Origin of the sequence: Stenotrophomonas sp. FR024 (assembly GCF_047500745.2) — a bacterium.
Lineage (GTDB): Bacteria > Pseudomonadota > Gammaproteobacteria > Xanthomonadales > Xanthomonadaceae > Stenotrophomonas > Stenotrophomonas maltophilia_A.
The window spans coordinates 1-20121 of sequence record NZ_JAXAXM020000022.1 but is presented as its reverse complement, the minus strand read 5'-3'; the positions used below and the strand labels follow the sequence as shown (position 1 = coordinate 20121).

The following is a 20121-nucleotide window of genomic DNA, read 5'->3' as shown; positions in this document are numbered from 1 at the left end:
GGCTCAGACCTCGGCCAGCACTGCTCGGTCCTGCGCGGCGCTGGAGCGCGACGCCGACGCATCGACCCGCGCCGCTACCGTCTCCTGCAGCAGCGGCGACGGCAGCGTGCAGGCCGGATGCATGCGCAGGAAGCCATAGATCGTACCTGCCAGACCGATCATCAGGCCCGGAGTAAAGGCCGCGCGGGTCAACCCGCCGACCATGCCCTGGTGCTCCTCGATCGAAGAAACGATCTCGATGGCGGCCTCATCCTGCGGATAGGGACATCCCTCCGGATCCAGCGCAGCCGCCAGCACCAGCAGCTCCCGGGTGGACACATCGCCGTGGCACAGGGTGTGGCTGAACCCCCATTTGCCGCGCGCGTCGGCCACAGCCCGCCGCATGTCACGCAGCTGCGCGGGATCGCCGGTGCGGGCATACAGATCCGCCGCCGCCAGACCGATGCCGACGCTGCCATGGCACCAGGTCGGGAAGTTCTTCTGCCCGTCTTCCAGGTGGATATCGCGCCAGCGCCCGGTATGCGACTCGAACAGCGCCGCCTGGAACGCAAAGGCTCCTTCGGCCAGCTGCCGCCAGGCGGCCCGCTCAGGCACACTGCCGGCATCCGAACGCGCCAGCCGTGCCAGCGCCCAGCCCATGCCCATCGCGCCGTGGCCGAAGCCACCAATCGGCTCGCGGAACTGTGGCGTCGGCCAGCGCGCACCGTCCGTGTCGACGATCGCAGCATCCTGCAGGCGACGTCCCGCTGCGGCCGCCAGCTCCAGCCAGCGCGCGTTTCCGGTAGCCCCGGCCAGCGACAACAACGGCAGGATCATGCCGGACACGCCATCAATCAGTTCGAACTTCGTCGCCTCCTGGAATCCGCGACGCTCTGCGGCTTCTGCGCAGCGCTCCGCCAGCGCCAGCAGCGCCGGTCGCTGCAACAGGTCGTTCAATGCCAGCAATGTCCAGATCTGCGAACCGGTTCCGACGAATCCACCATCGATCTCGGCGGGATGCCGCTCACACATGGTCTGGAACACCGCGAGGGCGCCATCGATGGCCGGGGCCAGCCCCACTACCGGGTCGGCACGCCCCTGCTCCACTTCCCGGCAGTAGGCCGCCAGTGCGAACGCAATGCCTCCCAGCCCGAAATACAGGTCGGGCTGCACCGGCTGGACGGTCCATCCGGTACGGGTCACCTCGGGCGTGATCCAGGTCATCGAACCGTCTTCGCCGTGCACCGCCAGCCGCAGCAGGCTCTCCACCGCGCGCGCGGCCAGCGTGCGACGGCGTGCATCCAGGTCGTCCGCACGCGGATGCTGTGCTGCATAGCTGTGGCCGGATCTAGCCTCGGCGCGGGCCAGCGCATGCTGGTTCAGGTCGGTGGCTACCAGCGTGCTGCGGATGGTCACGTCTTCCAGGTCGATGCGCATCGCACGCCAGTTGTCGGTGATGGAGCGGATGCGGGCCGCGTCCAGCTGCGATGCGAAGATCGGAATGTCACCGTGGCGCAGGTCGTCCACTTCGCCGCGCACGGTCTCCAGGTCCGATGGCGCGGCCGGTGACACCGCCGCATTGCGCACCAGCAGGTCGATCGCGCGTTCAACCGCCTGGGCTTCGTTGTGCAGCGATGCCGGATGCCAGAGCATTCGCCCGAGCTCGGCGTACGCCATGGTCGGCCGCCGCACATCGCGCACCTGGCAGCCCTCGAAAGCCGCCAGGAGCGGCATCAGTTCACCCTTCGCATCGAGCGCGCGCAGGCGCCCACTGGCGTCGATGAAGCCCTCGCTGATGTGATCCCAGTACAACGACACATCGGGCTGCGCGCTGGGATGATTCTGCGCAACGGAGACCTCGGCCTCAACCATGCCCAAGCGGGCCGGTTCCGTCCCATCCTCGACAATCACCGGCACCTGTACCCGCGGCTGCTCGCCCGGCAGTGCGCCGGCTGCGGACAGATCCACGCCTTCCATGCCCAGGCCGGCAGTACGGAATGGCACGATTCCGGTACGCAGCACTGAATTACGCATCAGCTTGACGGCGGTGTCGTACGCATCGCCAAGCCCTGATGGCTCGATGTCGATTACCCGGGAGAACACGCTTTCGGCGTCGACCACAACCGGCACCGGCCCGACCGCGATCAGATTCTCCAGATGGATGTCGGTGCCACCGACCAGGCGCAGGATTGCCAGCCAATGGCCAAGACCGCGGTAGTAGGCACGCAGTTCAAGGTCATCGGCACAGTAGCGGTGCGCGGCGAAGGCGGCCCAGCCGTGGCTGCCACGATCAATCACCTTCGGCACGCATACGCGGTCAGGGCCGTCACCGAAGACCGTGGACAACAGGCCATCAAGCGTCGCATCGATGCGCAATGAGCGTGGCTTGTACATCACCGTGCCGCCATCGAACTGCAGCCGTGCCACAGTCCGGCCGCCACCATGCAGGTCACCGCGTCCCAATGCAACGGCATGCAGCGTGCCCGCCGGCGCACCCAGCAACTCTGCCAGCGCCGCACGATCGCTGCCGATGCGAACAGCGAGCTCCACCACAGCCGCACATTGTCCTACGAGCATGCGCGTCAGGCGCGGCAGCAGCACCGGATAGCGTCGCTGCAGATGCGTGCGGAAGCCCTCGCTGGTGGCCAGGGCAACGAATTCGTCCAGCACCCCAGCGCTGTCAAGCGGGCCGATGTCACCGCTGCGCGCAGCGGCGTGCAGTTCCAGCAGCAGCACGCGGTTGAGCTTGAGCTGGGCATGCTCACGCAGTGCCGCATCGCCCCGTGCATGCAGCAGATCGCGCTCGCCAGGCTGCAGAGCAATGGCGGGATCATGCAGGCCGGCAACCAGCGCAGCGCGCGCCTGGGCAAGGAAATGTTCGGTGATGCACGCAAACGCGGCCGCAGCCGGAGAAGCGGTCATTACGCCCCCTGCGAGATATCGAGAGTCTGTTCCAGTCGCCGGCACGCAGCTGCATGCCTCTGCGTGCCGGCTCGGGTTACATCAGCAACACAGGCAGTGGTTGATCACCGATACCGTGGTGGTGCACTCGTTGGTGCCCCCGGTGATCATGGTGTCCGAAGCTCCGGTGAGGGCCGCTTCGGTGGCTGCCGCACCGTAGATGAACAGCGAACCCGCAGGGTTGGCACACCCATCCACATCGTCCGAGCCATTGAGCCAGCCGGACACAACATCGTCGTTCAGATCCATTCGCAATCTCCTGTCATTCACAACATGAGGCGTTGAGGACATGGATCGATTCCACGTCCCTTCGGATACGGCCAGTCCCTGGCATCAACATCATGCTGCGAGCGATACTGGATGACAGGTACAGCCGCCCGTGCACACTGCATCCGCGTGTGAAGTGCGTCAAGCTGCGCTGCGGCAGGGCGCACGAATACGCTGCACGTGAAGTACGGAGGTGACGTGGAATGAGTGGCCGCGCCGCCATTCCTGCGTGACCGGATCGAAGGCAACCGGAGAGGCATCGGATGGCCGGCCGGCGCCGGCACATCCGCAGGCCGGGTCAGCCCTTCAGCTGCACCAGGATCTCGCGGGTCATCGGATCGGCAATCGCCACATCCTCACCCTGCAGCGCCGGCAGCAGGCCACTGGCCAGCTGCTTGCCCAGCTCTACACCGAACTGGTCGAACGCGTTGATGTTCCAGATCACCGACTGCACATACACGGCGTGTTCGTACATGGCGATCAGCGCACCCAGCGCCTGCGGGGTCAGCGCGTCGAGCAGGATCAGCGTGCTCGGGCGGCCTCCCGGGTAATCACGGTGCGGGTCGTCGCTGCTCTGGCCATTGGCCAGTGCTTCGGTCTGCGCCAGCAGATTGGCCAGCAGGGCCTGATGATTGATCGTGTAGGGATCGTCGTTGTGCACGCAGCCGATGAAGTCGGCCGGAACGATGCTGGTGCCCTGATGCAGTGCCTGGAAGAAGCTGTGCTGCACATCGGTGCCCGCGCCGCCCCACCACACCGGCACGGTGTCGGTGGTGACCGGCTGGCCGTCACGCTGCACGCGCTTGCCCAGGCTTTCCATCACCAGCTGCTGCAGGTAGGCCGGCAGCAGCGCCAGGCGCTGGTCGTAAGTCATCACCGCATGCGTGGCATGGCCCAGCACGTTGCGGTTCCAGATGTCGGTCAGGCCGTGCAGCACCGGCAGGTTGCGCTCCAGCGGTGCATCCAGCGCGTGCGCATCCATCTGCGCGGCGCCGTCCAGCAGCTGCTCGAAGCGCTCGAAGCCGATCGCAAGCGCGATCGGGAAACCAACGGCCGACCACAGCGAATAACGGCCACCGACCCAGTCCCACATCGGCAGTACGCGATCGGCAGCGATCGCGAAGGCCTTGGCGGCACGTTCCGGATTGGCACTGACCGCGTACAGGCGCTCGCTGCCACCCAGCCAGTCGTGCAGGATCTGGCCGTTGAGCAGGGTTTCCTGGGTCCCGAAGGTCTTGGAGATGAGGATGCCGGCGGTCTTCGCCGGATCCAGCGTGGCCAGTGTGCGCTGCATGGCGGCGCCGTCCACGTTCGATACGAAATGCACGCGCAGGCGCGCGCCGGTGACCGGGCGCAACGCATCGGCGACCAGGCGCGGACCGAGATCGGAACCACCGATGCCGACGCTGACCACGTCAGTGACGCCGCTGTCTTCCAGCGCACGCACCAGCACGCCCATGCGCTGGCGGATGTCGCGCGCGGTGGCATAGGCCTCGGCCGCCACCGGCGCATCGACCACGTCGCCGCGCAGCGCGGTATGCAGCGCGGCGCGACCTTCGGTGAGGTTGACCTGCTCGCCACGGAACAAGCGGGTGATGGCACCACCGACATCACGGTCGGCGGCCAACGTGAGCAGGGCCTGCAACGCCGCGGCATCGTATTTCTGCCGCGCGAAATTGACATACAACGGACCGACCCGCAGCGCCAGGTCCTGCACGCGGCCGGGTTCGGCGGCGAGCAGGCTGGGAATGCTTGCGCCCTTCAGGCGCTGGGCGTGGGAATGCAGCGAGTCGAATCCGTTGTTCGTTGTCATGCGGCCTGGGTCGGGATCGTGTCGTTGGTGTGGGAGATCTGGTTCTTGCCATCAACGTACACCAGCTTCGGCTTGAAGCTGTCAGCTTCCTGCTCGGTCATGCTGGCGAACGCGGCGATGATGATGATGTCACCGACCTGCACGTGGCGCGCGGCACCACCGTTGAGCGAGACAACGCCGCTGCCGGCTTCGGCACGGATGGCATAGGTCGAGAAGCGCGCACCGTTGGTCACGTCCCAGATGTGCACCTGCTCGAACTCGCGGATGCCGGTGGCAGCCAGCAGGTTGTCATCGATGGCGATCGAGCCTTCGTAGTTCAGCTCGGAATGGGTGACGGTGGCGCGGTGGATCTTGGTCTTGAGCAGGGACAGGTGCATGGGGGCGCTGCAACGGCAAAGGAAAGAGCGGATTCTAGCACCCGCTTGGCCATCGTCAGGGGGCCGCAGCAGGACGCTGAGGGCTGTTCAGGCCCCCTCCCCCGGCGGCGGCGGCGCGGCATGCCCGGAACGGCCCTCCAGAGACAGCCGGAACACCGTATGGAAGGCCAGCCCGGCGACCAGGCCGAAGCCACCTGCGGCCAGCACCTGCAAGGCATAGCTGATCACGTCGAAGGTGTCGACATAGCGCAGGCGCTGCAGCAGCGGACCATTGTCCGCGCCCGGCCAGGTGCAGGTGGCCATGGCCAGCGCGCCCAGTCCGAAGCCGACCAGCACGAATCCAGTCCGGCGCAGCCGCTGTTGAGACTGCAGGATCAGCGCCATCGGCAGCAACACCGTGATCGCATTGCACACGGCCAACACGAACATCAGCCCACCGCCGGTGAGCGCAGGCATCGGCGTGCGCCTGAATTCAAGCGCGAACAACAGCCCGCCAAACAGCTGGGCCGGCAGCATGCCGGCGGCCAGCACCGCCAGGATCGAGGCCTGGGCAAGACGGCCGGTATCAGTGCTGGGGGTCTTCATTTCCGGTCTCCCGTCCGTGGGAAGTCGAGAGGCGCCCGTTGCGGGCGCCCCGGAGCCGCATGCGGCTCAGAACTCCAGGTTGTCGATCAGGCGCGTGCTGCCCAGGCGTGCGGCGATCAGCGCCACGCGGCCACCGCCGTCGAAGGTCGGCTCGGCCAGTTCCGGCGTGCGCAACACGGCGTAGTCGACCTGGAAACCATCCGCCTGCAGCGCGGCCGTTGCGTCGGCCTCGATCTGCGCGCGCGACTGGCCAGCCACGTAACCCTCGCGCATGCCCAGCAGGGTGCGGTGGATGCTGGTCGCGACCGGGCGCTGTTCGGCGCTCAGGTACTGGTTGCGCGAGCTCTTGGCCAGGCCATCCTCGTCGCGCACGATGTCCGCACCGACGATCTGGATCGGGAACGACAGCTCGGCCACCATCTGTCGGATGACCGCCAGCTGCTGGTAGTCCTTGCGGCCGAACACGGCCACATCCGGCTGCACCTGCAGGAACAGGCGCGCCACCACCGTGCACACGCCATCGAAGTGCCCCGGACGGCTGGCGCCTTCCAGCACTTCACTCACGCCCGGCGCGTGCATGCGCGTGGTCTTGTCCACCCCCAGCGGGTACATCACCTCGACGCTGGGCAGCCACACCGCATCGCAGCCGGCCTGCTCCAGCCCGGCCACGTCGGCCTCGGGCGTGCGCGGGTAGCGGCTGAAATCCTCGTTCGGCCCGAACTGGGTCGGGTTGACGAAGATGCTCGCCACCACCTTGTCGGCGTACTGGCGGGCCAGGGTCACCAGCGAATGGTGACCCCCATGCAGGTTGCCCATGGTCGGCACCAGCGCCACGCGCAGGCCCTCGCGCTTCCACTCGGCGATCTGCCCGCGCAGTGCGCCGAGCTCGTTGAAGGTCTGGATCATTGGGCGTAGGCGTGCTGTTCGTCGGGGAAGCTGCCGTCGCGCACGGCGTCGGCATAGGCGCGGGTGGCACCGGCCACCGAACCGCCTTCGGCAAGGAAATCCTTGACGAACTTGGGACGGCGATGACCACTGTCCAGGCCGAGGAAATCATGCAGCACCAGCACCTGGCCATCGCACTGCGGGCCTGCGCCAATGCCGATGGTCGGCACATCCACCGCAGCGGTCACTTCGGCGGCGACCGGAGTCGGCACGCATTCGAGCACCATGATGCTGGCGCCGGCAGCGGCCACAGCCTTGGCATCTTCCACCAGCTGGCGCGCGGCATCGCCACGACCCTGGATCTTGAAGCCGCCCAGTCGCAGCACCGACTGCGGGGTCAGGCCCAGATGCGCGCAGACCGGAATCTCGCGCTCCACCAGGTAGCGGATGATGTCGACCTTGAAGCCGGCACCTTCGATCTTGACCATCTCCGCGCCCGCCTGCAGCAGCTGCAACGAGGCATCCAGCGCGCGCTCCGGGGTGGCATCGGCGCCGAACGGCAGGTCGGCCACCAGCAACGCACGCTGCAGCACGCGGGCCACGGCGCGGGTGTGGTAGACCATGTCGGCCACGGTCACCGGCAAGGTCGAATCATGGCCCTGCACGACCATGCCCAGCGAATCGCCGATCAGGATCAGGTCGACGCCGTTGGCATCGAAAGTGCGGGCGAAGCCGGCGTCGTAGGCGGTCAACATGACCAGCTTCTGGCCATTGCGCTTGGCCTCGGCCAGGGCGGGAACGGTCCAGGGCTTGCTGTCTGCGTGGGTGCTCATGTGCTGATAACCGGGGGAGATAACCCGGGCATTATCACCCTATCGGCGCAATCCCGCAGGCATCCACCCGCATCACTGCATCCCGCACGCGGCCATGGCCGGGAATGGCCAGATCCGGCGCGATTTCGGCCAGCGGCACCAACACGAAGGCACGCTCGTGCAGGTAAGGATGCGGCACCTGCAGACCAGGCTGGTCGAGCACCTGCGCGCCATACAGCAGCAGGTCCAGGTCCAGCGCGCGCGGGCCCCAGTGCACCGCCGGATCGCGTACGCGACCAAAACGCTGCTCCAGCGCCAGCATCGCCTGCAGCAGCCTATCGGCGGGCAGCGTGGTCTCGACCGCGGCCACCGCGTTGACGAACGGCGGCTGGTCTTCATTGCCCCAGGCCGGCGTGGCGTACAGCCTTGAGGCTTGGCGCAGGCGGGTATCGGGCAGGCCGTCGAGCGCGGCAATCGCCGCGCCGACGGTGACGGCCGCGTCGCCAAGGTTGGCGCCGAGGCCGATCCAGGCAAGGGTCATCGTTTACTCGCCAGCCGCACCGGCCGGGGCACCCGGACGACGGCGGCGACGGCGGCGCTTGCGCGGTGCCCCGCTCTCGTCATCCCCCTCTTCGCTGTGCATCACGTCCAGCGACGATTCCAGCTCGCGACCGGACTGCGCCTGCGCCTCACGCCAGAACTCGACATCGGCGGCGTGCTCGGCCGAGGCCACCTGGCGCAGGCTGAGGAAGTCGAACGCAGCGCGGAAGCGCGGATGGGTCAGGGTACGGAACACGCGCTTGCGCTGGCGCGAGCTGAAGCGCGACTGCAGCAGCCAGATTTCCTGCATCGGCAGCGAGAAGCGGCGCGGCAGCGCGATGGTGCTCAACTGCTGCACCGTGACGCGATCGGCGGCACGGCGCTGCGCCTCTTCCGGTGCCACGCCCTGCTTGAGCAGGGTTGCCTGGGCGCGGCAGAACGCCGGCCACAGCAGCAGCGCAAACAGGAACGCGGGCGAGACTGGTTCATCGTTGGCCACGCGGGCATCGGTGTTGGCCAGGCCCTCCACCAGCATGCGGCGCAGCGCGCCGGTGCGGTTGGACTTCAGCGCCTTGGCGCTCTCCGGGAACAGCACGTCCAGCAGGCCGTAACGTTCGAGGCCTTCGAAGCTGGCCACGCCGTGCCCGGACAGGAACAGCTTGAGCACTTCTTCGAACAGGCGCGCCGGTGCGGCTTCGTTGAGCAGGCCGGCCAGGTGCGGGATCGGCGCGGCGGTGCCCTCTTCGATCTGGAAGCCGAGTTTGGCCGCCAGGCGCACCGCACGCAGCATGCGCACCGGATCTTCGCGATAACGCTGCTCGGGGTCGCCGATCAACTTCATCAGGCGCGCTTGGACGTCTTCGAAGCCGCCGGTGTAATCACGCACCGAGAAGTCCTCGATGGCGTAGTACAGGGCGTTGCAGGTGAAGTCGCGGCGGATGGCGTCGTCTTCGATGGTGCCGTACACGTTGTCGCGCACGAGCATGCCGTTTTCCATCTCGCGGTCGCCGCTGCCGTCATCGCTGTTGGCACGGAAGGTGGCGACTTCGATGATCTCGCGGCCGAACACGACGTGGGCGAGGCGGAACCGGCGACCGATCAGGCGGCAGTTGCGGAACAGCTGCTTGACCTGCTCGGGCGTGGCGTCGGTGGCCACGTCGAAATCCTTGGGTTGGCCATTGACCAGCAGATCGCGCACCGCGCCGCCGACAAGGTAGGCGCCGAAGCCGGCATCGCGCAGGCGATAAAGCACGCGCAGGGCGTTCGGGCTGATGTCCTTGCGGGAGATCGTGTGCTGGTCGCGCGGGATGACGCGCAGGCTGAACGGTGATGTAGCAGAGGAAATGATGTTGGCGCTTCCGGTTGAAGTTTCGGGATTGCCCAATGGCATCGAGGTGCATATACTAGCGCTCCTGCCTCGGCAGCGACACAGTTACGCTCCCTTCGTCTAGTGGTTAGGACGTGGCCCTCTCAAGGCTAAAACAGGGGTTCGAGTCCCCTAGGGAGCGCCAGTCGCCGCAGCAGGAACCGAAAAAGCCCGCCTTTGTGCGGGCTTTTCTGTTTTCCGGATTTGGCGCACCCCGCCCGCTTGATCGCTGTAGCGCCAACCCTCCCGAAAGGAGCTCGGGCAAGGCCATCCAGGGCAGGACACGCCGTAAACCCATCCCTGGGGGCTCGGTCGCGCCATCCATGGCGCTCACGGTCCTGCCCTGGATGGCCTTGCCCGCACTCTTCACAGTTTCCGTACTCGCGGCAAACTCGACCCCGACGTGCTGCGCCGCGTCCGCGCAACCCATGATCTGACCAGAGGCTGCAGGCCCGCCGATCCAGGACCGTTGGCGCCATGGGTTGGGCGCATGCGCCCGACGGGTTGGGCAAGGAGCCCAACCCTGGTCTTGCCGAGTGCGCAGGACAGCGCACGCGAGCAAGGCGCCATCGAGCCCCCATGGACGGGTTTACGGCGTGTCCTGGATCGGCTGGCCAGCAGTCTCCCCACGGAGAAAGGAGGCGCTGAAACACAGGCCGGCCGTCAGCCTTCCATCTGCTCCAGCTCCTTGCCCTTGGTCTCGCGTACGTAACGGACCACGAAGAAGATCGAGAGGATCGCAACGACAGCGTAGATGCCGTAGGCCCCGGCCAGGCCGATGCCGGCCAGCAGCATCGGGAAGGTCACGGTGATCGCGAAATTCGACGTCCACTGCGCCGCACCGGCAACGGCCAACGCCGGGCCGCGGATCTGGTTCGGGAACATTTCGCCCAGCATCACCCACATCACCGGGCCCCAGGACATGTTGAAGAACACCACATAGACGTTGGCCGCAACCAGCGCCAGCCGACCCATGCCATCGGACAGCTGCAGGCGACCATCGGCCAGGCTGCCGCTGGCAAACGCCACCACCATCAGCACCAGCGCCACCGACATGCCAACCGAGCCGATCCACAGCAGCGGCTTGCGCCCGATGCGGTCGATCAACAGTACCGTCAGCAGGCAGGCGCCGATGCTCAGCGCGCCGGACAGCACGTTGATCAGCAGCGCGTCGCTTTCCGAGAAGCCCACCGCCTGCCACAGCACCGCGCCGTAATAGAACACCACGTTGATGCCGACCAGCTGCTGGAACATGGCCAGGCCAATGCCTACCCAGAGGATCGGGCGCAGCTTGCCGGTGACCGTGTCGCGCAGGTCGCTGAAGCGCGGCTTGTGCTGATCCTGGGCCAGGCTGGCTTCGATCTCGGCCTGCTTGGTCGCCGCTGCCGCCTCGCCGTACAGCCGCGACAGTACCGCCCTCGCCTGCTGCTGACGCCCCTTCAGGACCAGGAAGCGCGGGCTTTCCGGAATCACCAGCAACAACAGCAGGAACAGCCCGGACGGCAGCGCCTGCATCCAGAACATCCAGCGCCAGGCCTCATGCCCCAGCCACAATGGCTCGGTGGAGGCCCCTGCCGCGCGGGCCAGCAGGTAATTGCTGAGGAAGGCGGCAAACAGGCCGCAGATGATCGCCATCTGCTGCACCGTGGCCAGGCGACCGCGATAGCGTGCCGAAGCCACTTCGGCGATGTAGGCCGGCGACATCACACTGGCAGCGCCCACCGCGAAGCCGCCGAGCACCCGTGCGGCGATGAACAGCCAGGAAGCGTGTGCGGCACCGGCGCCCAGCGCCGAGACCAGGAACATCAGTGCCGAGGCAATCAACACGCCACGGCGGCCCAGGCGATCCCCCAGCCAGCCGGCCAGGAAGGCACCGATCGCGCAGCCCAGCAGCATCGAGGCGACTTCGAAACCGAGCGCCGCCTCGCTGGAGTTGAAGGCCTGGCGCAGGCCATCGACCGTGCCATTGATGACACCACTGTCGAAGCCGAACAGGAATCCACCCAGCGTGGCCACGCAGCTGATCAGGACGATGAATGCAGTGTTCTCACCACCATGGGAGGCGATGTTGGGCTGGGCTGGGGACATGAACGATCCTGCTGGGAAGGGGTCCGGCCATCCAATGCAGCCGGCTGACCCGCAGCGTCGCACAGGCCTCACCCTGCCGCCAACGACCACCACGGCCGCGCCTGCCAGACGCCCGATTTCCGCCCCGCGCCGACACCGGGGGCCAACCTGTTCTAGAATTGGCGGGTTCAGGAATCGATCCACCCCCAGCCCATGCCCTTTGTCGTCACCGAAAACTGCATCAAGTGCAAACACACCGATTGCGTGGAAGTATGCCCCGTGGATTGCTTCCACGAAGGCCCGAACTTCCTGGTGATCGACCCGGATGAGTGCATCGACTGCACCCTCTGCGAACCGGAATGCCCGGTCAACGCGATCTTCCCGGAGGACGATGTTCCTGCCGGCCAGGAGAGCTTCGTCGCCCTCAACGCCGAGCTGGCGAAGGAGTGGCCGGTACTGACCGTGCGCAAGGACCCGCCCGCCGACGCCGGCGAATGGGACGGCAAGCCGGACAAGCTGAAGCTGCTGGAGCGCTGAGAAGCGCCTCTTGCCGCAACGAAAAGGGCGCCTATGGCGCCCTTTTTCGTTGCTCGGCAGATACCAACCGCGCGATCCGATAGGTGCCAACCGCAAGATCCGGTAGGTGCCAACCGCAAGATCCGGTAGCTGCCAACCGCAGGATCCGGTAGGTGCCAACTGCAGGATCCGGTAGGTGCCAACCTTGGTTGGCACAGAAGCGCCGACCAAGGTCGGCCTCTACCCGGGCACGTGCGGACCTGGGCCCGCACCCACCCGACCGGCCCTTACTGGGCCAGCTTTGCCTTGAGCGCGGCGATCAGCTTCACCGGCGCTTCTGCAGTGGCCGGCAGGCCACGCGGGTCGACCGCGGAGATGTAGGCGCCGGCATCGACGGCGACCACGCGGACCAGGAAGTTGCTGCCTTCGTAGGCCACGTCATACGAGCCCAGCAGCTGCGCGCGGCTGGCGATGGTCACGCCTTCCACGCCTTCCAGCGCGGTGCCGACCTTGGCGAAAGCCTCGTCCTTGCCGCCGGCGATGGTGAAACCGGTGTTGCCCACGGCCGGGGCCGCAGCCACCGGGGCCGCCGGCTTGGTCGCCGAGGCAAGGGTCGGCACCTTGTTGTCACTGGTGGCGTTGGGCAGGTTCAGGTCCGGCGGCACTTCCAGCGGACGCATTTCCGGGGCCAGGGCGTAGTCGCCCTTGACGCCACGCTTGAAGCAGCCGGTGGTGCCGGCGGCAACGGCCACCGCAAGCAGGGCGTAGGACAGCACGCGGACGGTGGATACGGATTGACGCATGTGAATCTCCTGGGTCAGACCAAGACGGAAGGTCAGTGGCTGGAAAGGGCTTCGAGGGCGGCGATGTCGCCGGCAAGGTGATCGGCCGCCGGATGGTGCGCCACCGACAGCGGCAGCAGCGGCAGGCGCAGGTCGTGACCGATGCCGATACGGCGCAGCAACGCCTTGACCGGAATCGGGTTCGGCTCAACGCCGCAGAAATCATGGAACGGCTGCAGGCGCGCATCCCAGGACCCGGTGGCTTCGTGGTCGTGGGCGGCAGCCAGCTCGCACATCCGGCGGTAGGCGCCGGGCAGCACGTTGGAGCCGACCGAGATCAGGCCATCGATACCGGCCTGGATCGAGCGCGCCGCCGTACCGTCGTCGCCACTGAACACGGCAAACTGCGGGCTGCGCAGGGCGAGCAGCGCCTGCACCCGGCCGGTGTCACCCACCGCCTCCTTGATGCCGACGATGTTGGGATGGCTGGCCAGTTCGGCCACGGTCTCCGGCTGCATGTCGCACCCGGTACGGCCGGGCACGTTGTACAGCACGACCGGCAGCCCGCCCTGGTCGGCAACCGCGCGGTAGTGGGCGATCAGGCCAGCCTGGGTCGGCCGCACGTACGGCGGGGTGACCACCAGCGCGTGGCTGGCGCCAAGCGCGGCGGCACGGCGGGTCTGTTCGATGGTCTTGGCGGTGCCCGACAGGCCGGTACCGGCCATGACCGGGATGCGGCCGCCGATGCGCTCGACCGCGCTGGCCAGCAGCAGGTCGTACTCGGCATCGGTGAGGGTCGCTGCTTCACCGGTCGAGCCGGCTACGACAACGCCATGGACGCCACCTTCCAGTTGCAGGTGCAGCAGGCGCTGCCAACCGTCGGGATCGAGGGCGCCGTCGGCCCGGAACGGGGTCGCCAGCGCGGTGATGAGGCCGGAAAGGGACAAGGACGTGCTGCTCTTGGCTGGAAAGGGAAAACGCCCGCCACGAAAGGCCGGGGGCGACCTTAATGTTACTTGCGGCGCGAAAGCACGGGCAAGTATGCTGGACACCGGTGGATCCCCGCCTCTGGCGGGCATTCAGACTAACGCATGCATTACCCGGAATCGCCTTGACCGACACCACCCCGCGCCCCGCGCCGAGCGAAAACCACCTCCTGATCAACGCCTACACGACGCATCCGGAGTCCCCCCTGCTGTCCGTCACCCGCCGCATTGCCGACAGCGGCTGCAATCTGGTGGACGCACGCCTGGCCACGGTCGGCCGCGATGTCTCGGTCACCGCCTTGGCCACCGGCTCCTGGGACTCGGTGGCCAAGCTGGAAGCGATGCTGACCCGGCTGGAGCGCGAAGAGGGCCTGAAACTGGTCTGGTACCGCACCGCCGCCAAACAGGCGCAGTCCAACCTGCTGCCGTACATCGTCGAAGTGATCGCCGCCGACAAGCCGGGCATCCTGTTCCAGCTGGCCGATTTCTTCGACCGCCAGGGCATCACCATCGAGAACCTGCAGAGCACGCGCTACCGCGCCATGCAGACCGGTGCGGAGATGTTCAGCGCGCAGGTCACCATCGGCGTGCCGGCCAACATGCACATCGCCGCGCTGCGCGACGACTTCCTTGAATTCTGCGACCACCTGAACCTGGACGCGATCATGGACCCGATGAAATTCTGATTCTTCGCGCGCCTCTCACGGGCGCGTGGCGTTTCATGCAATTGTCGTAGAAAGAACCCAGGCTCGACAGAAGGACCTCATGAACAACGGCGATACCCTGGACAGCACCACCCTCTCCCTGCCGCTGGCGCTGTCCGGTGGCGAACAGGCCACTCTCGGCGACTACGCCGGCCACTGGCTGGTGCTGTACTTCTATCCCAAGGACAGCACCCCCGGCTGCACCACCGAAGGCATCGACTTCAACGCACTGCTGCCGAAATTCAAGAAGGCAGGCGCGGTGGTACTCGGTGTCTCGCGCGACTCGGTGAAGTCGCACGACAACTTCTGTGCCAAGCAGGGCTTCAACTTCCCGTTGGTCAGCGATGGCGACGAAGCGCTGTGCAGCGCCTTCGACGTGATCAAGATGAAGAACATGTACGGCAAGCAGGTACGTGGCATCGAACGCAGCACCTTCCTGATTTCCCCCGACAGCCGCATCGTGCAGTCCTGGCGCAAGGTCAAGGTTGCAGGTCATGCCGATGCCGTTCTCACCGAACTGAAGGCCTCCCAGTCCAAGTGAGTCCCACTGCCTACTGTGTCTGCCATCACCCTGCCCCGCAGCAGGCCGTGGTGGTTTTTCCCTGTCCGTAACCAGGAATCGACGATGACCCGAGGCAAGCGCATCTACGTGCTGGATACCAACGTGCTGATGCACGATCCCACCGCGCTGTTCAAATTCGAGGAGCACGACGTCTACCTGCCCATGCAGGTGATCGAGGAGCTGGACAACGGCAAGAAGGGCACCTCCGAAGCGAGCCGCAACGCCCGCCAGGTGAGCCGCTTCCTCAACGAGCTGGTGCAGGAATCCGGCCTGGACAACCTGGCCGACGGCATTCCGCTGCAGCGCCCCAATGGGCTGCAGCTGCGCGGCAAGCAGAGCGCCGGCAAGCTGCGCTTCCAGACCAGCCATTTCGACGCCGGCAAGAGCTTCGGCAAGGTCATTCCGGACAACGCCATCCTCGGCGCGATCCTGGCCCTGAAGGAAGAAACCCCGGACCTGCCGGTGGTGTTCGTCTCCAAGGACATCAACCTGCGGATCAAGGCCGCGATCGCCGGCATCGTGTCCGAGGACTACGAGAACGACCGCGCGCTGGACGATTTCAGCCTGCTCTACACCGGCGCCACCGAGCTGCCGGAAGACTTCTGGAAGCGCCACGGCGATGACCTGCGCAGCTGGAGCGACAAGGGCCGCACGCATTACGAAATCCTGGCGCAGGATGGCGAGGAGTGGTACCCGAACCAGTACGTCTACCTGCCTGGCGAAGATGAAGTCGAGCTGCGCGTCAGCCGCGTGGTCGGCGACGGCAAGGTGGTGCTGTCACTGGTCGATGATTTCCGCCACGGCAGCCACGCCGTGTGGGGCATCAGCGCACGCAACCGCGAGCAGAACTTCGCCCTCAACGCACTGATGGATCCGGAGATCGACTTCGTCACGCTGCTGGGTACCGCCGGCACCGGCAAGACCCTGCTGGCGCTGGCCGCCGGCCTGGCGCAGACGATGGACCAGCAGCGCTACCGCGAGATCATCATGACCCGCGCCACGGTCAGCGTCGGCGAGGACATCGGCTTCCTGCCCGGCACCGAGGAAGAGAAGATGACGCCGTGGATGGGTGCACTGACCGACAACCTGGAAGTGCTCACGCACAACCAGGAAGGCGGCACCTGGGGACGCCAGGCGACCAACGACCTGCTCGCCAGCCGCATCAAGATCCGCTCGATGAACTTCATGCGCGGCCGCACATTCCTGTCGCGCTACCTGATCCTGGACGAGGCGCAGAACCTCACCCCCAAGCAGATGAAGACGCTGATCACCCGTGCCGGCCCCGGCACCAAGATCGTCTGCCTGGGCAACGTCGAGCAGATCGACACCCCGTACCTGACCGAGACCACCTCGGGCTTGACCTACGCGGTGGATCGCTTCAAGAACTGGCCGCATAGTGCGCACATCACCCTGCGCCGAGGCGAACGCTCGCGCCTGGCCGATTACGCTTCGGAGGTGTTGTGAACCGCTGCACCCGCCTGCTGCTGCCCACGGCTGCGATCGCCCTCGCAACCGCCCTGGGTGCCTGCACCACCACGCGCGGCCCGGCCAGCGTGCCGACCGCCGAGCGTACCGGCCAATCCTGGGTGGTCACCCGCCCGATCATCGCCGCGCAGGTGCTCGACACCTGCTCGCGCCCCAGTCCCGGCCGCGAGGCCGGGCGGGTCAGCGGATACTGGGCACCCAGCCGGCAGCAGATCGACCAGCTGGAAGCGCAGCTGTCGTCGCTGGAGTCACAGGTACCGAAGGTGCTGGACTTCGACCGCCAATACGTCGGCATCGAAAGCACCGGCAAGCGGCTGATCTACATCAACGCCTTCCATCTGCCCGACGACAGCGGCATCAACCCGGCACGGGAAGCGATCCGCGTCTGTGACGGCGGCACGCAGTTCTGGGGCGCGGTATTCGACCCGGCCAGCAACACCTTCAGCGAGCTGCAGTTCAACGGCGGCTTCGGCGGGCCCTGAGGGGCCCCGCCGATGGGAATACGCCTGCCCACCTGGGTCTGGATCGGCGCGGTCGCGCTCTCGTGCGTGGCCGGGATGGTCAACGTGGTCGGCTTCCTCGGTTTCGAGCACCAGGCGGTCAGCCACATGACCGGCAGCACCAGCCAGCTGGGCATGGCGCTGGCCCAGGGTGACTGGCGCGCGGTCGGCCACCTGTGGGGATTGCTGATCGCGTTTTCGCTGGGCGCGATGCTCAGCGGCCTGCTGATCCAGGACAGCGCATTGCAGCTGGGCCGCCGCTACGGTGTCGCGCTGGCGCTGGAATCGGCACTGCTGCTGGTGGCCATTCCGCTGTTCGAACAGCATCAGATCTGGGGCGCACTGGCCGCCGCCATGGCCTGCGGCCTGCAGAACGCTATGGCCACCACCTTCAGTGGCGCGGTGGTGCGCACCACCCACCTCAGCGGCATGTTCACCGACCTCGGCATCGGCCTGGGCCACCTGCTGCGTGGACTGCCGCTGCAGGTTCGACGGCTGACCCTCAGCGGCCTGATCATCAGCGGCTTCCTCGGCGGCGGCATCCTCGGCGCCTGGTTGTTCATGCGCTGGCAATACGACGCCCTGCTCGCCCCCGCCCTGCTGACCGGCCTGACCGGGCTGGGTTATGTGGTGTACCAGCAGTGGGCGCGTTGGCGGCATTGAATCAAGGACATCCACGCATGGCGTGGATCTACCTTCCCCTGCGGGACCACGGCACAATCAACTGATGAGCCCGACCACTCCCGTTTCCGCCCTCACCATCGCCGGCTCCGACTCCGGCGGTGGCGCCGGTGTCCCTGCCGATCTCAAGGCCTTCGCCGCGCACCGCGTGCATGGCCTGGCCGTGTTCGCCGCGCTGACTGCACAGAACACCCGTGGCGTCACCGCCGTGCATGTGCCACCGATCGCATTCCTGCAGGCGCAGATCGAAGCCTGCTTCGATGACTTCGACATCCATGCCGTGAAACTCGGCATGCTGGCCAACGCCGAGGTGATCCATGCGGTCGCCGACGCACTGGAAAAGCATCGCCCGCCGCACGTGGTGCTGGACCCGGTGATGGTCGCCACCAGCGGCGCGCGCCTGCTGGAGGAAAGTGCGCTCAAGGCCATGCGCGAACGCCTGCTGCCGTTGGCGACGCTGGTTACACCCAATACCCCGGAAGCAGAACTCCTGATCGGCCGGAAGATCGGCAACGGCGATGACGCCGAACAGGCTGCCTCTGCCCTGCTCGATCTCGGTGCCGGTGCGGTGCTGCTGAAAGGCGGCCACCTGCAGGAAGGCAACCGCGTGATCGATCGCTACTTCGACGGCGTCAGCAGCGAAGAATTCATCCACGCCCGCCTGCCGCTGGACGCACATGGCACAGGCTGCACGCTCGCCTCGGCCATCGCCGCGCAGCTGTGCAACGGCCTGAGCCTGGCCAATGCCTGCGAAGCCGGCATCGACTACGTTGCGCGCGGCCTGCAGCAGGGCTACGCGCCTGGCCGCAGCGAGGTGCTGGTACTCGATCACTTCGGCGCGGCACCGCACGCATGAGCCTGACGTCGAGCGTCCTCGCCGTGCAGTGCGACGACGGCCATCTCTACGAAGTGATCGCCTGCGTGCCCGCACAGCCCATCGCGCGCCTGCTGTGGCTGCCAGCGCTGGGCGTGGCCGCGCGTCACTACCTGCCACTGGCATTGGCGCTGGCGGCGAAGGGCGTGGCGGTCTACCTGCATGAGTGGCGCGGCAACGGCAGCAGCTCACTGCGCCCCTCGCGCACGCAGGACTGGGGCTATCGCGAGGTACTCGAACAGGATCTGCCGGCCAGCCAGGCCGTCCTGGCCGCAGCCGATGACGCCACCGACGCCCTGCCCTGGATCATCGGTGGACACAGTCTGGGCGGGCAGCTGGCCTGCGTGCATGCCGGCCGCAACCCGCAGCACTTCAACCGGCTGTGGCTGGCCGCCAGCGGCTCACCGTTCTGGCGCGGCTTCCCGCCACCGCGTGGCTGGCTGCTGCCACTGGTCTATCGTTTCCTGCCGTGGATCGCGCAACGCCAGGGCGTGCTGCATGGGCGGCGCCTCGGCTTTGGTGGCACCGAAGCGCGCGGGCTGATTGCCGACTGGGCACGCGTTGGCCTGAACAACCACTACGCCGCGGCCGGCATGAACGAAGACCTCGATGCGCAGATGGCGCGCGTGCATGGCAGCGCACAGGCCGTATTGATGGAGCACGACTGGTTGGCACCGACCGGATCGATGCAGACGCTGCTGGCGAAGCTGCCGAATGTGGACGCGCAGCTGCGCGTGCTGTCCGTGCAGGAATTGGGCACGCGCGCCGATCATTTCGCGTGGCTGAAGGCGCCGGAGGCCGTAGCTGACAGCTTTTTCATTCAGTTGGATGAAAATTTTCACAAAACTGTTGACGGTACGCGCCGACATCCGCATAATTCCGCTCCTGTCGCAGGGCGCCCGTAGCTCAGTTGGATAGAGTACCTGGCTACGAACCAGGCGGTCGGGAGTTCGAATCTCTCCGGGCGCACCACTCGACAGGTTTTCAGCATCCGCCGCTGGAAATGCAGTAAAATTTAGCAGTAACTTGATTGTGTACCGCGCGCCCGTAGCTCAGTTGGATAGAGTACCTGGCTACGAACCAGGCGGTCGGGAGTTCGAATCTCTCCGGGCGCACCATACACAGTCAGCACAACAAGTTTATGTAATTGGCGCCCGTAGCTCAGTTGGATAGAGTACCTGGCTACGAACCAGGCGGTCGGGAGTTCGAATCTCTCCGGGCGCACCATTACACCGAAACAGCAGGCCCCGGCCTGCTGTTTTTTTTATGTGTGTTTTTCGGCAGGGCTGCGCCCTGCACCCTGGTAGTGCCGGCCGCTGGCCGGCAACCTCAACGGCAAAAGCAAAAGCAAAAGCTGGCATTCCGTGGGTTGGCGGGGC

At 66.5% G+C, this 20121-nt stretch carries 20 protein-coding genes and 4 tRNA genes; 12 read left to right on the top strand and 12 right to left on the bottom strand.

The genetic code is table 11. The annotated features are described in order from the left end of the window. Positions 1-3 precede the first annotated feature (3 nt). The 9 genes from ACMZ91_RS18875 to pcnB form a co-directional block, all read right to left on the bottom strand. Entirely contained in the window at positions 4-2901 is a 2898-nt protein-coding gene (locus ACMZ91_RS18875; RefSeq protein WP_414577842.1) for a type 2 lanthipeptide synthetase LanM family protein, read from the bottom strand. Positions 2902-2982: 81 nt separating this feature from the next. After that, positions 2983-3189 (bottom strand): DUF6229 family protein, encoded by a 207-nt coding sequence (locus ACMZ91_RS18870; protein ID WP_010484314.1) that lies wholly within the window; start codon positions 3187-3189, stop codon positions 2983-2985. 316 nt (positions 3190-3505) lie between these two features. Next, complete coding sequence (gene pgi / locus ACMZ91_RS18865; protein ID WP_414577840.1) at positions 3506-5020, bottom strand: glucose-6-phosphate isomerase; 1515 nt, start codon at positions 5018-5020, stop codon at positions 3506-3508. Continuing rightward, on the bottom strand, positions 5017-5397 hold the full coding sequence (panD, locus tag ACMZ91_RS18860) for an aspartate 1-decarboxylase (RefSeq protein WP_032128853.1): 381 nt from the start codon (positions 5395-5397) through the stop codon (positions 5017-5019). The genes pgi and panD overlap by 4 nt, the downstream gene beginning before the upstream one ends. Positions 5398-5484: 87 nt before the next feature. Then, positions 5485-5982, bottom strand: a complete 498-nt coding sequence (locus ACMZ91_RS18855) for a hypothetical protein (protein ID WP_049463672.1) — start codon at positions 5980-5982, stop codon at positions 5485-5487. A gap of 66 nt (positions 5983-6048) precedes the next feature. After that, on the bottom strand, positions 6049-6888 hold the full coding sequence (gene panC, locus ACMZ91_RS18850; protein ID WP_049463673.1) for a pantoate--beta-alanine ligase: 840 nt from the start codon (positions 6886-6888) through the stop codon (positions 6049-6051). Then, positions 6885-7700, bottom strand: a complete 816-nt coding sequence (gene panB / locus ACMZ91_RS18845) for a 3-methyl-2-oxobutanoate hydroxymethyltransferase (RefSeq protein WP_005416119.1) — start codon at positions 7698-7700, stop codon at positions 6885-6887. Before panB ends, panC begins: the two co-directional genes overlap by 4 nt. A 34-nt stretch (positions 7701-7734) precedes the next feature. Next, on the bottom strand, positions 7735-8220 hold the full coding sequence (gene folK, locus ACMZ91_RS18840; protein ID WP_414577837.1) for a 2-amino-4-hydroxy-6-hydroxymethyldihydropteridine diphosphokinase: 486 nt from the start codon (positions 8218-8220) through the stop codon (positions 7735-7737). 3 nt (positions 8221-8223) lie between these two features. Then, positions 8224-9603, bottom strand: coding sequence for a polynucleotide adenylyltransferase PcnB (gene pcnB / locus ACMZ91_RS18835; protein WP_032128849.1), 1380 nt, complete (start codon positions 9601-9603; stop codon positions 8224-8226). 52 nt (positions 9604-9655) lie between these two features. Here pcnB and ACMZ91_RS18830 point away from each other — a divergent pair. Then, positions 9656-9730: transfer RNA gene (locus ACMZ91_RS18830), tRNA-Glu, on the top strand. A 518-nt stretch (positions 9731-10248) separates the two neighbouring features. Here the strand turns inward: ACMZ91_RS18830 and ACMZ91_RS18825 are convergent. Next, positions 10249-11673: a sugar porter family MFS transporter gene (locus ACMZ91_RS18825; RefSeq protein ID WP_071229267.1), complete on the bottom strand. Its 1425-nt coding sequence runs from the start codon at positions 11671-11673 to the stop codon at positions 10249-10251. Between the two features lie 192 nt (positions 11674-11865). Between ACMZ91_RS18825 and fdxA the strand changes: the two genes are divergently transcribed. Next, on the top strand, positions 11866-12189 hold the full coding sequence (gene fdxA, locus ACMZ91_RS18820; protein WP_004153066.1) for a ferredoxin FdxA: 324 nt from the start codon (positions 11866-11868) through the stop codon (positions 12187-12189). A gap of 266 nt (positions 12190-12455) precedes the next feature. Here the strand turns inward: fdxA and ACMZ91_RS18815 are convergent, their stop codons facing one another. Both ACMZ91_RS18815 and dapA read right to left on the bottom strand, forming a co-directional pair. Beyond that, a complete protein-coding gene (locus tag ACMZ91_RS18815; RefSeq protein WP_006432432.1) occupies positions 12456-12971 on the bottom strand; it encodes a hypothetical protein in 516 nt (171 codons plus the stop codon). A 32-nt stretch (positions 12972-13003) separates the two neighbouring features. Further along, positions 13004-13897 carry a 4-hydroxy-tetrahydrodipicolinate synthase gene (gene dapA, locus ACMZ91_RS18810; RefSeq protein ID WP_049423505.1) on the bottom strand — a complete coding sequence of 298 codons (894 nt, stop codon included), beginning with the start codon at positions 13895-13897 and terminating at the stop codon, positions 13004-13006. Between the two features lie 164 nt (positions 13898-14061). On the opposite strand from dapA, the gene ACMZ91_RS18805 reads away from it, so the two are divergent. The 10 genes from ACMZ91_RS18805 (at position 14062) to ACMZ91_RS18760 (ending at position 19969) form a co-directional block, all read left to right on the top strand. Continuing rightward, on the top strand, positions 14062-14622 hold the full coding sequence (locus ACMZ91_RS18805) for a glycine cleavage system transcriptional repressor (RefSeq protein ID WP_005409051.1): 561 nt from the start codon (positions 14062-14064) through the stop codon (positions 14620-14622). Between the two features lie 79 nt (positions 14623-14701). Then, positions 14702-15181: a peroxiredoxin gene (locus tag ACMZ91_RS18800; RefSeq protein ID WP_182267592.1), complete on the top strand. Its 480-nt coding sequence runs from the start codon at positions 14702-14704 to the stop codon at positions 15179-15181. A gap of 84 nt (positions 15182-15265) precedes the next feature. Continuing rightward, complete coding sequence (locus ACMZ91_RS18795; protein ID WP_010484287.1) at positions 15266-16666, top strand: PhoH family protein; 1401 nt, start codon at positions 15266-15268, stop codon at positions 16664-16666. Further along, on the top strand, positions 16663-17169 hold the full coding sequence (locus ACMZ91_RS18790; RefSeq protein ID WP_049463693.1) for a hypothetical protein: 507 nt from the start codon (positions 16663-16665) through the stop codon (positions 17167-17169). Before ACMZ91_RS18795 ends, ACMZ91_RS18790 begins: the two co-directional genes overlap by 4 nt. A gap of 12 nt (positions 17170-17181) precedes the next feature. Further along, complete coding sequence (locus ACMZ91_RS18785) at positions 17182-17850, top strand: YoaK family protein (RefSeq protein ID WP_032128844.1); 669 nt, start codon at positions 17182-17184, stop codon at positions 17848-17850. 64 nt (positions 17851-17914) lie between these two features. Next, positions 17915-18724, top strand: coding sequence for a bifunctional hydroxymethylpyrimidine kinase/phosphomethylpyrimidine kinase (thiD, locus tag ACMZ91_RS18780; RefSeq protein ID WP_049423499.1), 810 nt, complete (start codon positions 17915-17917; stop codon positions 18722-18724). Then, a complete protein-coding gene (locus ACMZ91_RS18775) occupies positions 18721-19647 on the top strand; it encodes an alpha/beta hydrolase family protein (RefSeq protein WP_049463691.1) in 927 nt (308 codons plus the stop codon). Before thiD ends, ACMZ91_RS18775 begins: the two co-directional genes overlap by 4 nt. After that, positions 19638-19714, top strand: a tRNA-Arg gene (locus tag ACMZ91_RS18770). Before ACMZ91_RS18775 ends, ACMZ91_RS18770 begins: the two co-directional genes overlap by 10 nt. A 69-nt stretch (positions 19715-19783) precedes the next feature. Then, positions 19784-19860, top strand: a tRNA-Arg gene (locus tag ACMZ91_RS18765). Positions 19861-19892: 32 nt separating this feature from the next. Then, a tRNA-Arg gene (locus tag ACMZ91_RS18760) sits at positions 19893-19969 on the top strand. Positions 19970-20121 lie beyond the last annotated feature (152 nt).

What these genes read in the sequence shown, in the direction of transcription:
- panD (WP_032128853.1), bottom strand. Translation starts at nt 5,397, where the DNA reads ATGCACCTGTCCCTGCTCAAGACCAAGATCCACCGCGCCACCGTCACC.
- ACMZ91_RS18825 (WP_071229267.1), bottom strand. Translation starts at nt 11,673, where the DNA reads ATGTCCCCAGCCCAGCCCAACATCGCCTCCCATGGTGGTGAGAACACT.
- fdxA (WP_004153066.1), top strand. Translation starts at nt 11,866, where the DNA reads ATGCCCTTTGTCGTCACCGAAAACTGCATCAAGTGCAAACACACCGAT.
- ACMZ91_RS18855 (WP_049463672.1), bottom strand. Translation starts at nt 5,982, where the DNA reads ATGAAGACCCCCAGCACTGATACCGGCCGTCTTGCCCAGGCCTCGATC.
- folK (WP_414577837.1), bottom strand. Translation starts at nt 8,220, where the DNA reads ATGACCCTTGCCTGGATCGGCCTCGGCGCCAACCTTGGCGACGCGGCC.
- ACMZ91_RS18800 (WP_182267592.1), top strand. Translation starts at nt 14,702, where the DNA reads ATGAACAACGGCGATACCCTGGACAGCACCACCCTCTCCCTGCCGCTG.
- ACMZ91_RS18815 (WP_006432432.1), bottom strand. Translation starts at nt 12,971, where the DNA reads ATGCGTCAATCCGTATCCACCGTCCGCGTGCTGTCCTACGCCCTGCTT.
- ACMZ91_RS18870 (WP_010484314.1), bottom strand. Translation starts at nt 3,189, where the DNA reads ATGGATCTGAACGACGATGTTGTGTCCGGCTGGCTCAATGGCTCGGAC.
- panB (WP_005416119.1), bottom strand. Translation starts at nt 7,700, where the DNA reads ATGAGCACCCACGCAGACAGCAAGCCCTGGACCGTTCCCGCCCTGGCC.
- thiD (WP_049423499.1), top strand. Translation starts at nt 17,915, where the DNA reads ATGAGCCCGACCACTCCCGTTTCCGCCCTCACCATCGCCGGCTCCGAC.
- panC (WP_049463673.1), bottom strand. Translation starts at nt 6,888, where the DNA reads ATGATCCAGACCTTCAACGAGCTCGGCGCACTGCGCGGGCAGATCGCC.
- pgi (WP_414577840.1), bottom strand. Translation starts at nt 5,020, where the DNA reads ATGACAACGAACAACGGATTCGACTCGCTGCATTCCCACGCCCAGCGC.
- ACMZ91_RS18875 (WP_414577842.1), bottom strand. Translation starts at nt 2,901, where the DNA reads ATGACCGCTTCTCCGGCTGCGGCCGCGTTTGCGTGCATCACCGAACAT.
- ACMZ91_RS18775 (WP_049463691.1), top strand. Translation starts at nt 18,721, where the DNA reads ATGAGCCTGACGTCGAGCGTCCTCGCCGTGCAGTGCGACGACGGCCAT.
- ACMZ91_RS18785 (WP_032128844.1), top strand. Translation starts at nt 17,182, where the DNA reads ATGGGAATACGCCTGCCCACCTGGGTCTGGATCGGCGCGGTCGCGCTC.
- ACMZ91_RS18795 (WP_010484287.1), top strand. Translation starts at nt 15,266, where the DNA reads ATGACCCGAGGCAAGCGCATCTACGTGCTGGATACCAACGTGCTGATG.